Annotated in this window: 7 protein-coding genes; 1 reads left to right on the plus strand and 6 read right to left on the minus strand. The window is 74.6% G+C overall.

What is annotated here, in order from left to right; genetic code table 11:
* Positions 1 to 23: 23 nt before the first annotated feature.
* The 5 genes from ACGFSH_RS09305 to ACGFSH_RS09325 all read right to left on the minus strand — a co-directional run bounded on the left by ACGFSH_RS09305 (position 24) and on the right by ACGFSH_RS09325 (position 10,945).
* Positions 24 to 1,658 (minus strand): protein kinase, encoded by a 1,635-nt coding sequence (locus tag ACGFSH_RS09305; RefSeq protein ID WP_393346535.1) that lies wholly within the window; start codon positions 1,656 to 1,658, stop codon positions 24 to 26.
* Between the two features lie 75 nt (positions 1,659 to 1,733).
* Positions 1,734 to 3,485 carry a serine/threonine-protein kinase gene (locus ACGFSH_RS09310; protein ID WP_393346537.1) on the minus strand — a complete coding sequence of 584 codons (1,752 nt, stop codon included), beginning with the start codon at positions 3,483 to 3,485 and terminating at the stop codon, positions 1,734 to 1,736.
* A 158-nt stretch (positions 3,486 to 3,643) separates the two neighbouring features.
* Positions 3,644 to 6,442 (minus strand): protein kinase, encoded by a 2,799-nt coding sequence (locus ACGFSH_RS09315; RefSeq protein WP_393346539.1) that lies wholly within the window; start codon positions 6,440 to 6,442, stop codon positions 3,644 to 3,646.
* Between the two features lie 189 nt (positions 6,443 to 6,631).
* Positions 6,632 to 8,749: a serine/threonine-protein kinase gene (locus tag ACGFSH_RS09320; protein WP_393346540.1), complete on the minus strand. Its 2,118-nt coding sequence runs from the start codon at positions 8,747 to 8,749 to the stop codon at positions 6,632 to 6,634.
* 489 nt (positions 8,750 to 9,238) lie between these two features.
* Positions 9,239 to 10,945 carry a glycerol-3-phosphate dehydrogenase/oxidase gene (locus tag ACGFSH_RS09325; RefSeq protein ID WP_393346542.1) on the minus strand — a complete coding sequence of 569 codons (1,707 nt, stop codon included), beginning with the start codon at positions 10,943 to 10,945 and terminating at the stop codon, positions 9,239 to 9,241.
* 417 nt (positions 10,946 to 11,362) lie between these two features.
* On the opposite strand from ACGFSH_RS09325, the gene ACGFSH_RS09330 reads away from it, so the two are divergent.
* Complete coding sequence (locus tag ACGFSH_RS09330) at positions 11,363 to 12,571, plus strand: nucleotide sugar dehydrogenase (RefSeq protein WP_393346544.1); 1,209 nt, start codon at positions 11,363 to 11,365, stop codon at positions 12,569 to 12,571.
* Between the two features lie 161 nt (positions 12,572 to 12,732).
* Here ACGFSH_RS09330 and ACGFSH_RS09335 read toward each other — a convergent pair whose 3' ends face one another.
* A complete protein-coding gene (locus ACGFSH_RS09335) occupies positions 12,733 to 13,857 on the minus strand; it encodes a GuaB3 family IMP dehydrogenase-related protein (RefSeq protein WP_351351761.1) in 1,125 nt (374 codons plus the stop codon).
* Between the last annotated feature and the right edge of the window lie 116 nt (positions 13,858 to 13,973).

Here is a 13,973-nt window from a genome sequence, read left to right on the forward strand (position 1 = left end):
CTGCGAAGCCACCGAGGCACGAGCTACCGGGGCACGAACGTGTCGACCGCGACGTCGAAGTACTCCCGCGCCTCGCGCACCTTCCCGACCGGAGCGGACACCCACACGTCGTACTGCCGTCCGCCCTCCGTCCAGCACAGGTCGTACGTGTGCCGGGGGCCCTCCGCCGCGCTGAAGCCGTCCCAGGTGAACTGCCAGAGGGCGGCGGGCCGTCCGCCGTGCGAGGTCTCGGTGACCAGGCCGTCGTGGTAGCCCGGGTTGGTGTCCGGACCCTCGGCGGCCGCCCGCTCCATCACCGCGAGCGGGCCGTCCGGGGCCGCGTCGGACACCTTGACCCCGAGCCGGAAGACCTGCCCCGGCGACATGAAGAACACCCGCTCGCCCTGCGGCTCGCGGGTGAAGTCCGCCGGCACGGCGAGCGCGAACCCGGCCGGGTCGTCGGCCACGCGGTATCCCGACGGCGCGGACGGCATGCCGGCCACCGGGCGGGGGGCGACCGGCAGCGTGGCGCGGGACGTTCCGTGGACCCCCGTCGGCGTGGCGCTCGGCGTCGCCGACGGACTCGGCGCGCCGCCGCTGCCCGGCCGCCCCGGCGTGGCGCTCGCCGACGCGCCCGGCGGGGAACTCGTGGGCGTGCGCCCCCGGTCGCCGTCCCCCTTGACCAGCAGCGCGGCAGCCGACACGCCCGCCCCGGCCATCGCGGCCACCAGCAGCGCGGCCACCAGCACGCCGCGCGTGGAACGCTCCCGGGCGGGGGCGTCGGAGCGGGGCAGGTCCGCCTGGGTCGGGGTGTAGCCGGACGACACGGGCGGCGGGGTGCGCCCGGTGTCCATGAAGGCGCGCAGCAGCCGCTCCGCCTCGGCCGCGCCCAGCCGCCTCTCCGGATCGCGCTCCAGCAGCCCCTGCACGACGGGCAGCAGGGGGGCGGCCTGCGGGGGCGTGCGGATCTCCGCGAACACGACGGCGTGCAGGATGCCGCCCAACGAGTCGCGCCGGAACGGCGACTCGCCGCTCAGCGCCGTGCACAGCAGCGCGCCCAGCGACCACAGGTCGGACTCCGCGCCCGTGTGCGAGCCGGACATCCGCTCGGGCGCGGTGTACTCGGGCGAGCCGACGAACGAGCCGGTCTCGGTGAGCGTGGTGGCGCCGGCGATCTGCGCGATCCCGAAGTCGGTGAGGACCACACGGTCGCTGTCGCGTTCCAGCAGGACGTTCGCGGGCTTGATGTCCCGGTGCAGGACCCCGGCCGCGTGCGCGGCCCGCAGGGCGCCGAGCAGGGCGACGGCGATCCGCGCAGCCTCCTTCGGCGCGAGCGGGCCTTCGGCGGCGATCCGGTCGGCGAGCGAGTCGCCGACGATCAACTCCATGACGATGTAGGGACGTTCGCCGTCCTCGACGACGTCGTGCACGACGATGATGTGCGGATGGCTGAGCTGCGCGACCGCGCGCGCCTCGCGCAGCGTGCGGTCGCGGCGGCCGCGCGCCTCGTCGGCGGAGAGCGCGTCGTCCTGGATCAGCTCCTTCACGGCGACACGCCGTCCGAGCAGCTCGTCCGTGGCCCGCCACACGATTCCCATGCCGCCACGCCCGAGCCGCGCCTCGAGCCGGTAGCGGCCCGCGACGACCCGTGCGGTGTCCCCGTCCCCCTCGGTCCCCATGGGGTCATCATGCCCCACCGGAGGCCCGGCCTCCGGGGCGCGGTCCGGCCAACTGCCGCGCTCCGCCCGCCGGCGCTACGAGGCCGGCTCGCGCCAGCTCTGCAACACGGACCTGAACTGCTTGGCCGTCTCGGCCCAGTCCTTCGCGGGCGAGGACATGTAGACGACGTACTCAGAGCCGTCACGGGCCACGTACGTCTCCTCGATCGCACGGCGCGGCCCGGGGAACGGGGTGTCCTTCGCCAGCGCGGTCCACGTGTACTCCCATTCGGAGCCGTCGCGGTCGCGGTAGAGGTTCTTCTCCAGGGTGACCCGCTCGTAGTCGACGAGCCGTCCGAGCTGCTGTTCGAGGTCGACCTGGTGGGCGTACGGGTCGTTGAAGTCAGGGGACTTGTCGAGGGCGATGCGCACGAAGTGCTCGCCGCCGTCGGGCGTGTAGTCGATCTGCTGGAGATCGCCCTCGTCCTGGTACACCTCGCGCTTCCAGCCCTTGGGCAGCGCGAGTCCGAAGCCGAGCGGGTCGTGGATCTCCTCCCACGTGCCGGGTGCGTCCGACACGCCGGACACGCCGGTGGACGAGGCGCTGGGCGACGCGCTCGGCGAAGGCGACGACGGCCCGGAGCCGGTGGTCTGCCCCTGCCCCGGGTGCCACTTCTGCAACGCGATCGCCGTGCCCACGCCGACCAGCGCGGCGACGACGACCACCAGCGCCGTCGTGCGCAGCCGGCGACGGCGGCGGGCGGCGCGGCCGTCCGCGGCGGACGGCGCGAACGGCACGGGCGGGGTGTGCGGTCCCGACGGGCCCGGACCGGGGTGGACCTGGCCCACGGCGGTCGAGTGGGTCAGCGGGTGGGCGGCCGTCGGCGTCCGGGGAGGCGACGGCACGTACGAGGTGGGGGGCGTGGCGTGGGACGCCGGGTGCGCCGCGGCCGGGGGCCCGGCGGGGTGGCCTCCCGTGGCCCGGTCCGGGCCGCCGTACTGCGTGGGCACGTAGGCCTGCGCCGCGTCGGGACGCCGTCCTTCGGCGGCCTCGGCCAGCAGGTGCTCGGCCGCCGCGGTGGTGGGACGCGCGGCCGGGTCCTTGCGCAGCAGGGCGGTGATGACGGGGCCGAGCGGCCCGGCTTGCTGCGGGTCGGCGGCCTCCTCCTCGACGACGGCCTGAAGCGTGGTCAGCGGCGAGGTGCGGCGGAACGGCGAGCGCCCCTCCACGGCCGTGTACAGCGTCGCGCCCAGCGCCCACAGGTCGGAGGACGGGCCGGGGTCGTGGCCGCGCACCCGCTCGGGGGCCAGGTAGTCGACGGAGCCGACGACCTCGCCGGTGCGGGTGATGGTGGTGTCGCCGTCGATCTGGGCGATGCCGAAGTCGGTGAGGAGGACCCGGCCGTCGTCGGAGAGGAGCACGTTGCCCGGCTTGACGTCGCGGTGCAGGACGCCGGCGGAGTGCGCGGCGCGCAGGGCGCGCAGCACCCACAGGCCGATCCGGGCGGCCTCCCTGGACTCGACGCGGCCGTCCTCCTTGACGGCGTCGGCCAGCGAGCGGCCCTCGACCAGCTCCATCACGATCCACGGCCGGCCGTCGTGTTCGAGGACGTCGTGCACGGTGACCACGGCCGAGTGGTTGATCCGCGCGGCCGCCCGGGCCTCCGCCCTGGTCCGCGCCAACAGGACCGCCTGGTCGCCCTCCGCGACGTACAGCGCGGCCGTCAGCTCCTTGATGGCGACCGCACGGTGCAGCAGCTCATCGTGGGCGCGCCACACCCGGCCCATGCCGCCGCTCCCTATGGCGTCGGCGAGCCGGTAGCGCCCCGCGAGGAGCTGGCCCTGCATCTGATTCACGTTGCCCCGCAATGCTCTTGACAGGGCCAGCGTAAAGACCGGACCGCCCGCGCGGAACCAGGGGGGCGCCAAGGAGACAGCACTGTGACGGTTGTCCCTTCCGGCCCCGCGAGGCAACCTCGCGGCGCCCGGCGCGGTCCGGGCGGCCGTCAGCCCGTGTACTGGTAGGTGGCCGACGCCTGCTCGAACAGCCGGGACACCTCGTCCCGTTCGGCCTCGGGGCCCCGCACCTGGACGACGTGGTACCGCCCGGCGATGAGGACGGCGAGGTTGCGCACGTACAGTTCGCGGCCGCCCGCGCCGGTCCAGGTGAACTGGCCCTCGGCCATGGTCCGGGTGCCGACGGTCGTCGTGCGCAGCCCGGAGGCGGTCGCCCAGCTGGAATCCCGGTAGGGCTGGAGCTCGCTCTCCTTCTCCCGCTGGTAGACCATCGGATCACTGCCGCCGGACGACGTGCTGTCGCGTCCCGGAACGACGATCAGCTCGAAGTTCCCGTGCGAGTAGACGATCTGGCCGCGCCCGTTCTTCGGCGCGCGGCCCCAGCCGTCGGCCACGGCGATCTGGAAACCGGCGGCGTCCTTGCGCAGGGTGAAACCGTCGGCGACGCCGCCGCCGGACCCGCCGGTCTGCGTCTGGGTCGCCTCCGCCGACGAAGAGGAGGAGGCGCCGGGGGCGGAGGCGTCCGGGGTGGTCTGGTCGGGGCGGGGTGCGCTGCTCGCGTCGGGCGCCTGGCCGGACGTGGCGCCGCCGGCCCCCGTACGCCGGGGGTTCGCCCCGGCCGCGCCGTCCTCGCCCGCCTTCGGCATGAACAGCACGGCGTAGGCGACGGCCGCGGCCAGCACCAGCAGGATCAGCACCAGCAGCGTCCGGCCCAGGCTGCGGGGCGAGCCCTCCGTCTCCCGGCCCCGCTTGTGCCTTCCGTGCGTCGCGGGCAGCCCGGCGCGCCGCCGGCGCACCAGCTCGCCCTTGCGGCGCACGATCGGCAGGCGTCGGGGGTCCACCGGCGGGGCCGCGATGACATGCGCCCCCGCCTCCGGCTCCGGCGCGGACCGCACCAGTGATCGCAGCCAGCCCCGCAGTTCCTCGAAGTCGAGGCGCTCTGTGGGGTCCTGGCGCAGCAGCGACTCCACGACCGGCCTGAGCGGACCGCACTCCTCGGCGAAGGCGGGCGGCTCGGCGCACACCAGCTGCACCAGCTCGGCCGTCGACTCCTCCGGGTAGGGGGCGTGCCCCTGCACGGCCCGGAAGAGCAGCGCGCCCAGTGCCCACAGGTCGGTGGCGGGGCCGATCGGCGCGGCCAGCTGCCAGTTCTCGTGCACCGGCACGGCCTGCTCGGGCGCCCACCGCTCGGTGACCGGCCCGACGACGGCCATCCGCGCCTGCCTCGCCCGCTCGGCCGCGAGCGCGGCGCCGGGCCCGCGCCGGGCGCCGCCGGAGCCGGACGCCTGGGACGGCCCGGACGGCGCGGACGCGAGCTCGTCCCAGCGGACCCCGGCCCGCTCCTCGCCCGGCTCCGGCCCGTCCCGCCCCTCGTCCTGACCGGGCACCGAGCCCTGCGCGCCCGGTACTTGCGGGCCGGGGACGGGCGTGAGCGAGGCGTGCGACGTCGAGGCCCCGCCCTGCTGGGGGAACCCGGGGGCGTAGGGGGTGCGCGGTGCGGGGGCGTGCGGCGCGGGCGGGCCCTGGACGCCGTAGGGGTCGGCGATCCGGCCGGGCGGGCCTCCCGCGGCCCCGTGACCCCCGTCGGCGGGGGTGCGGGCTCCGGGCAGCGCCGCCCTCCCGTTCTGCTCCGCCTCCTGGGCTTCCTGCACCCGCGCCGCGGCCCTCGCCCCGGCCCGGTACGCGGCGATCGCCCCTGCCCGCGCGGCGCGCACGTCACCGCCGGTCTCCGCGGGCGCCCTGCGGGCCACGGCCCCGGACGCCCCGCCGGCGGACGGCTCGCCCGTCGCCGGTATCGGCCGCGCTCCCGTGGCCCGCGCCTCTATCGCGGCCCGCCTCGCGGCCTCGGGATCCACCGCCCCGGCACCGGGCCCACCGCCGCCGGGCCCGCCCGGGGCGAAGCCTCCCTGGCCGACCTGTCCGACCTGACCGCTCCGGCCGCCCCGGCCGCTCTGGTCGGCCTGACCGCCTTGCCGCGGTCCCGGCGCGGACACCGCGGGTCCGGCATGACCGCCGCTCCCGCCGTGTCCGAGGCTCCCGGCGTGTCCGAGGCTCCCGCCGTGGCCGCCGGTCGGGCCGGCTCCCGCGGGGAAGGCGTTGCCGCCGGACACCGCACCGCCCCGGCCGCCCTCGTCCGGCGCGCCGGGCGAGGGGTCCGCGCTCGGCACCGGGTCGTAACCGCACAGCGCCTCTTCCGCCGCGCCGACCGCGAGGCCGGTCAGCATGACCCGCCCGTCGTCGCAGACGAGGACCGTGCGGGCGGTGATGTTGCGGTGCACCCAGCCGTGGGCGTGCAGCACCCGCAGGGCCATGAGGACGTCGGAGGCGACCTCGGCGGCCCGGTACGGCGTCAGCGGCTTCTCGGCGAGCAGCGCCGACAGCGGCCGCGCGGCCACCAGTTCACTCACTATCCACAGCGAGCCGCCCTCGGCGAACACGTCGAAGACCTGGTCGAGCCGGGGATGGTCGGGGATGCTCGCCGTCGCCTGGGCCGCCTCCATCGCCCGCCGCACGACGGGGTCGGCGGGACGCCTGGTGCCCGCGCCGGCGCCCGATCCGCGGCCGGCGGGCCGCCGTGTCCCGCGCTCGCGCGCCGTGAACCCCTCGGGCAGCCCCTCCGCGTCGAGCACCTCGGCCTCGACGATCTCCGGCAACGGCACCTGCCGGACCAGGACTTCCTGCCCGCTGTAGGTGTCGAAGGCGCGGGACTCGGTGAGTTCGTACTCGTCCGAGGGCGGCAGCGGCAGGCGGTAGCGGTCGACGAGCACCCGACCCGCATAGTCGTCCACGTTGCCTCCCCCGGCCGCCCGGTCGGTCAATTCCGTTCGTGCTGCGTCCCGTTGTGGTCGAATCCGGCCGGATAGCCGGATGCGTACGGTCCGCAGCCACTCACGATACGTGCCGGAGGCAACCCGCAAAGAGGGGATGCAGGATCTCGCCCCGAACCAGGACCCCGGAACCCCGCCGTCCGGCGACGGTCACTTCTTCGGCGTGAAGGTGCCGGCGAGCGTCTTCCACGTGGTCTCGCGCACAGGCGTGTCCCACGCGGCGGCCTTCGCCGTGTACATCAGCGCGTAGCCGAGCCGGTCGTTCACGACGAACCCGCGGTCGACGGTGCGGTAGGCCGTGCCGCCGTCCCTGTAGGTGAACTCCCAGTCGGCCGTGTTCCAGCCGCGGTAGTCCACCGGCGCTATGCGGATCTTCTTGTAGTGCGAGCGCACCATGTAGCGCTCCTGGTTCTTCCAGTCGGCGACCGGATCGTCCTTGGGCGTGGTCGTCCAGGCGATGAGCAGCTTCTGCCCGTCGGGGCCGGTGAAGCGGTCGCCCGCCTGGGCCTGTGTCGTGAACTTCCAGCCCTCGGGCAGCTCTATCGAGTAGCGGGCGCCCTCGTGCGTCGTCGCCGGCTTGTCCTCGCCGGCGGTGGCCTCGGATCCGGCGCCGCCGGCCGCCGAGGCGCCACCGGAGGAGGAGCCGGGCGCGGAGGAGGAGTGCGACGGCGATCCGCCCGTGCGCGTCCCGCCGCTCTCGTCCTCCTTGGTGCCGGCGCTCGGGCTTGTGCCGGCGACCGTCGCGCCGCCGCTCTTCGGCCCGCTCGCCTTGTCGTCGTCACCGCCGAGCGTGAGCGCCAGCACGGTGCCGAGCACCGCGAGCAGCACCACCGCCGCGATGATCACCAAGGTCCGCCGGGGCACCACGTCGGTCAGGGGCGCCCGGGGCACGGGGCGCGGCGGCAGGTCGGGCGGCGTCATGACGGGCCATCCCGAACTCCGCCCGGCGCCACCGCCCTGCGCTCCGGCACCGGAACCCACAGCGGAACCCGCACCGGACCGCGACGCGGAGACGGCGCTCGCGCCGTTTCCGGAGCGGGCCGCCGGCACGGACGCGGAGGAGGCCGCGGATCCCGACGCCGGCCTCGCCGCCGAGGCCGCCCCGGTCGGGACGGCGGGCGGGGCCGGCGGAGCGGGCGGGGCGACGGATCCGGATCCGCGCGCCGCACCGCCCTTGCGCGCCTCGCCCGCGCTCACGGAACCGGTGGCGCCGGATCCGCCCGCGGGCTTGGCACGGGAGGCGGCCGCCGAGGTGGCCGCCCCGGCGGCGACGGCGGCCTTGCGCACGGACCGGAACGCGCCGCGCAGCTTCTCGCCCGCCTCGGCCGCCGGACTCCCCTTGCCCGCGCCCTCGTCGGGCTGCGCGGGCAGCGGCACGACCTTCGTCGCGTCGGCCGGCTCGGCGTGGCCGGGCTCGGGCGCGTGGAGCACGGCGTTGAGCATCGCCCGCGCGCCGGCGTCGTCGAGCCGGCGCTCGGGATCCTTGGTGAGCAGGCCGTAGATGACGTCCCTGAGCGGGCCGGCGTTCTTCGGCTCCTCCAGCTGCTCGGTCATCACCGCGGTGAGCGTGGCGATGGCGGAGCCCTTGTCGTAGGGCGGCGAACCCTCGACCGACGCGTACAGCAGGCCGCCGAGCGACCACAGGTCGGCCGCCGGGCCGGGCTTGTGCCCGCGGGCCCGCTCCGGGGAGATGTACGAGGGCGCTCCGACGAGCATGCCGGTGGAGGTGATCGACGGGTCGCCCTCCACCTGGGCGATGCCGAAGTCGGTCAGCACGACCCGGCCGTCCTCGGCGATCAGCACGTTCGACGGCTTCACGTCCCGGTGCAGGATGCCCTCACGGTGCGCCGAGCGCAGCACGTCGAGGATCGCCAGCCCGACCTCCGCCGCACGCTTCGGCTTCAGCACGCCGTCCTCGCGGATGACCTCGGCGAGCGACTTGCCCTCGACGAGCTCCATCACGATCCACGGCCGGTCGTCCTCCTCGACCACGTCGAAGACGGTCACCGCGCTGTTGTTGCGGATCCGCGCGATGGCCTTGGCCTCGCGCAGGGTCCGGGTGATCAGCCGGCGCTTCTCGTCCTCGTCGATGTTCCCCGGGAACCGCAGCTCCTTGACGGCGACCGTGCGTCCGAGGGTCTCGTCCTCGGCGCGCCACACCGTCCCCATGCCGCCGCGGCCGAGTACGTCTCCCAGCCGGTACCGCCCGGCGAGGAGACGTGCGCTCTTGTCCTGACGGGGTGTTCCCGCCCGCTCCGCCTCCGACATGCGTCCCCTCATGCAACCCGCCCTGACAGAGCCTCCATTGTCCCTCACCCGACAAGTGCCTGACGCCCAGGGTGCCCCTCATCGCCTCCCCTACACACCCCGCGGGGGACGCATTCCGGCCAGAAGGTGCACCACGCTCCGGCCGAAGAGCGCGACAAGGAAGGAGAATCCGGCCCGTCCGGCACCGCGGTGCCGCACGGCCGGGCGCCCTCCCGCTCCCGGCGGACCCGACGGCGATGACGGCACCGGGCCCCGAACCGGCCCTGCCCGCCGCCGAGTTCCGTCCTCGCACCCCGTACAACGCCCCGGATCCGAACGGAGATCCCGGTGCGTCACACCCGTTCGAGTGAAACGCCCGGGGCGGAATCCCGGCGCGGTCGCCCGGATCACGAGGACGGTCCGAGACCGGAACGGCATTGAGACCCGACACCGCCCGCACAGGCCGTCGCCGAGCCGGGAAGAGGCCCGACGGGGCGGGGCGGGAAACCGTCAGAGCGGCACGATGTCCGGGGCTCCCAGCCGGGCCGCGTCCGCCGTCAGGTCGTCGGGCTGGCGCTGCGACTCGCGCTCGGCCTCCACCCGCTTCTCGTAGTGCTCGACCTCGCGTTCGATCCGCGCCTTGTCCCAGCCGAGGACCGGCGCCATCAGTTCGGCGGCCTCCCGGGCGCTGCGGGCGCCGCGGTCGAACGTCTCGATAGAGATGCGCGTACGGCGGGTGAGCACGTCGTCCAGGTGCCGCGCGCCCTCGTGCGAGGCGGCGTAGACGATCTCGGCGCGCAGATAGTCGTCGGCGTACTGGAGCGGCTCGCCCAGCGACGGGTCCTCCACGACGAGTTGCAGCACCTCCTCCGCCATCGACCCGAACCGGTTGAGCAGATGCTCCACCCGCACCACGTGCAGACCAGTCCGGGCCGCGATCCGCGCCCGCGCGTTCCACAGCGCCCGGTAGCCCTCCGCGCCCAGCAGCGGCACGTCCTCGGTGACGCAGTCGGCCACGCGCTGGTCGAGACCGCGGACCGCCTCGTCGACGGCGTCCTTCGCCATCACGCGGTACGTCGTGTACTTGCCGCCCGCCACGACGACCAGCCCGGGCACCGGGTGCGCGACGGTGTGCTCGCGGGAGAGCTTGCTGGTGGCGTCGGACTCGCCGGCCAGCAGCGGCCGCAGGCCCGCGTACACGCCTTCGACGTCGTCCCTGGTCAACGGCACCGCGAGTACCGAGTTCACATGCTCGAGGAGGTAGTCGATATCGGCGCTGGAGGCCGCCGGGTGGGCCTTGTCGAGGTCCCAGTCGGTGTCGGTCGTGCCGACGATCCAGTGCCTGCCCCACGGGATCACGAACAGCACGGACTTCTCGGTGCGCAGGATGAGCCCCGTGGAGGAGCTGATGCGGTCCCGGGGGACGACGAGGTGGATGCCCTTGGAGGCGCGCACGTGGAACTGGCCGCGCTCGCCGACCATCGCCTGGGTGTCGTCGGTCCACACACCGGTGGCGTTGACGATCTGCCGGGCGCGGACCTCGTACTCCCCGCCTCCCTCGACGTCCTGCACCCGTGCGCCTACGACGCGCTCGCCCTCGCGCAGAAAGCCGGTCACCCGCGCGCGGTTGGCCGCCTTGGCCCCGTAGGACACCGCGGTGCGCACCAAGGTGGTGACGAAGCGGGCGTCGTCCATCTGCGCGTCGTAGTACTGGAGCGCGCCGACCAGCGCGTCCTTCTTCAAGGCCGGGGCCACGCGCAGGGCGTGGCGGCGGCTCAGGTGACGGTGCGTCGGCAGGCCCCGGCCGTGTCCGCGGGCCATGGACATCGCGTCGTAGAGCGCGACGCCCGATCCCGCGTACAGCCGCTCCCAGCCCTTGTGCTGGAGCGGATACAGGAAGGGCACGGGCTTGACGAGGTGCGGAGCGAGCCGCTCCAGCAGCAGGCCGCGTTCCTTGAGCGCCTCGCGCACCAGGGCGAAGTCCAGCATCTCCAGATAGCGCAGACCGCCGTGGATGAGCTTGCTCGACCTGCTCGACGTGCCCGACGCCCAGTCGCGCGCCTCGACCAGCCCGGTGGACAGGCCGCGCGTCACCGCGTCCAGGGCGGTGCCCGCGCCGACCACGCCGCTGCCCACCACCAGCACGTCCAGTTCGCGCTCGGCCATGGCCGCCAGTGACTCTGCTCGTTGTGCCGGCCCCAGTGTCGCTGTCCTCACCGCTGCCTCCCGCTGTCGGTCGCGCCGGCCGCACCCCGTCAGGGCGCGACCCGGTTCCTATCCCTCATGCCCAAATTCTGACCTTGATGCCCGACATCAGCCACCACAGCCCACAGCCTGTGGACAACCTCGCGGGACCCGGACGCCCCGGTCGGCCCCGCCGCCGCGGCGGCGCGGGAGGGCACCGGCGGGTCACGGGCCCCGACGTCCCGTGCGGGGCGGGGCCGCCACGGCACGGCGACCGGGCGACACCGTCGGGACCGTCAGGCCCTTCGACCGACACGGGCCCGCCAACACAATCGATCAATCCCGCATAACGGTCATATTTACTCCTAGTCTGACATTGCGCTCGCCCATCCTGTCCACCGGGCTTGCGCACCTGTCCCACCTCGGTTACTGGGAAGGACGGCATACGCCATGCCCGCAGATCTCGCCGTCATCGGACTCGGCCCGCTCGGCCTGCCCCTGGCCCAGGCGGCCGTCGCCGCCGGCATCCCCACCCTCGGCTACCGCACCGGTCCCGAGGCCGGCTCCCTCAGCCCCGCCGAACTGCGCCGGATGCTCTCGGGGGGTTTCCGGCCCGCCACCGACCCGGCCGAGCTGGGACGGGTACGGACCGCCGTCATCTGCGCGCCCACCTCACGCGGCGCGGACGGCGGACTCGACCTCAGCCAGGTGGAGGCGGCGGCCCGCACCCTCGCCGGGCACCTGCGCCCGCACACCACCGTGATCCTGGAGTCCCCCGTGCAGCCCGGAGCCACCGGGGACTTCCTGCGGCCGCTGCTGGAGGAGACGTCCGGACTGCGCGCGGGGCGCGACTTCCACCTCGCCTACTCCCCCAGCCGGGTCGACCCCGGCAGCCGCGCCTTCACCCCGGCGAACACCCCGAAGGTCATCGGCGGGCTCACCCCCGCCTGCACCGAGTCCGCCGCCGCCTTCTACAGCAGGCTGACCGACAAAGTCGTACGCGCGCGTGGCCTGCGCGAAGCCGAGACGGTGCAGCTCCTGGAAACCAACTTCCGGCACGTCAACATCGCCCTCGTCAACGAGATGGCCGTCCTCTGCCACGACCTGGGCGTCGACCTCTGGGACGTCGTCCGCTGCGCCGAGACCAAGCCCTTCGGCTTCGAGGCCTTCCGCCCCGGCCCCGGCGTCGGCGGCCACTCCGTCGCCCTGGACCGCACCGGCCGGCCCGGCAGCCCGCTGCGCATGGTCGAACTCGCCCAGCAGGTCAACAGCCGCATGCCCCGCTACGTCGTCCAGCGGGCCGCCGCCCTCCTCAACGAGCACGGCAAATCGGCCCGGGGCGCGCGCGTGCTGCTGCTCGGCGTCACCTACAAACCCGACCTCGCCGACCAGCAGAACACCCCGGCCCGCGAGATCGCGACCCGCCTCATGGAGCTGGGCGCGGCCGTCAGCTACAACGACCCGCACATCCCGTCCTGGAGCGTCCTGGACCGCCCCGTGCCCCGCGCCGACTCCCTCTACGAGGCCGCCGCCGACGCCGACCTCACGATCCTCCTCCAGCAGCACCGCACGTACGACCTCCAGGGCCTGTCGGTGAAGGCGCAGCTCCTCCTGGACACGCGGGGGGCGACTCCCACCGGGGCGGCGCACCGGTTGTGAACCAGGGGCGTACACGGCCTCCGCGCGCCCCACGAACCACGTCACACGAACCATGCGTCACACGCCCCGGCCGTCCGCGCGGTCCGGGAAACGCGGAAGGGGCCGGCGCCTCACTCGGGTGAGGAACCGGCCCCTTCCGCGGTCGTACGGATCGCCGGGGGTCAGCGGCGGTGGACCGAGTCCGCCACCGTGACCTCCACGCGCTGGAACTCCTTCAGCTCGCTGTAGCCGGTGGTGGCCATGGCGCGGCGCAGGGCGCCGAAGAAGTTCATCGAGCCGTCGGGCGTGTGCGAGGGGCCCGTGAGGACCTCCTCGATGGTGCCGACCGTGCCGAGGTCGACCTTCTTGCCGCGCGGCAGCTCCTCGTTGACGGCCTCCATGCCCCAGTGGTGGCCGCGTCCGGGCGCGTCGGTCGCGCGGGCCAGCGGGGAGCCCATCATCACCGAGTCGGCGCCGCAGGCGATCGCCTTGGGCAGGTCGCCCGACCAGCCGACGCCGCCGTCCGCGATCACGTGCACGTACCGGCCGCCGGACTCGTCCATGTAGTCGCGGCGGGCCGCGGCCACGTCGGCGACGGCCGTCGCCATCGGGACCTGGATGCCCAGCACGTTGCGCGTGGTGTGCGCCGCGCCGCCGCCGAAGCCGACGAGGACGCCCGCCGCGCCCGTGCGCATCAGGTGCAGGGCCGCGGTGTAGGTGGCGCAGCCGCCGACGATCACCGGGACGTCGAGCTCGTAGATGAACTGCTTCAGGTTCAGCGGCTCGTGCGAGCCGGACACGTGCTCCGCCGAGACGGTCGTGCCGCGGATGACGAAGATGTCCACGCCCGCGTCGACGACGGCCTTGGAGAACTGGGCCGTGCGCTGCGGGGAGAGCGCGGCGGCGGTGACCACGCCCGAGTCGCGCACCTCCTTGATGCGCTGCCCGATCAGCTCCTCCTTGATGGGGGCCGCGTAGATCTCCTGGAGGCGCCGGGTGGCCGCCTCCACGGGCAGGCCGACGATCTCGTCGAGCAGCGGCTCCGGGTCCTCGTGGCGGGTCCACAGGCCTTCGAGGTTCAGTACGCCCAGGCCGCCCAGCTCGCCGATGCGGATCGCGGTGGCCGGGGAGACGACCGAGTCCATGGGAGCGGCCAGGAAGGGCAGCTCGAAGCGGTAGGCGTCGATCTGCCAGGCGATCGAGACCTCCTTCGGGTCCCGCGTACGGCGGCTGGGGACGACGGCGATGTCGTCGAAGGCGTACGCCCGGCGGCCGCGCTTGCCGCGCCCGATCTCGATCTCAGTCACGTTTGTGGCCTTTCCCTGATGCGTTCAGCGTCTTCCAGTATCGCCGACGGGTACGACGAGGGCGGCCCCGGATGCCCCGGGACCGCCCTCGTCGCGGTGACCCACGCGCGCGGCGT

This window comes from Streptomyces sp. NPDC048481, from assembly GCF_043200075.1.
Lineage (GTDB): Bacteria > Actinomycetota > Actinomycetes > Streptomycetales > Streptomycetaceae > Streptomyces.

What these genes read in the sequence shown, in the direction of transcription:
- ACGFSH_RS09330 (WP_393346544.1), top strand. Translation starts at nt 11,363, where the DNA reads ATGCCCGCAGATCTCGCCGTCATCGGACTCGGCCCGCTCGGCCTGCCC.
- ACGFSH_RS09310 (WP_393346537.1), bottom strand. Translation starts at nt 3,485, where the DNA reads ATGCAGGGCCAGCTCCTCGCGGGGCGCTACCGGCTCGCCGACGCCATA.
- ACGFSH_RS09305 (WP_393346535.1), bottom strand. Translation starts at nt 1,658, where the DNA reads ATGGGGACCGAGGGGGACGGGGACACCGCACGGGTCGTCGCGGGCCGC.
- ACGFSH_RS09320 (WP_393346540.1), bottom strand. Translation starts at nt 8,749, where the DNA reads ATGTCGGAGGCGGAGCGGGCGGGAACACCCCGTCAGGACAAGAGCGCA.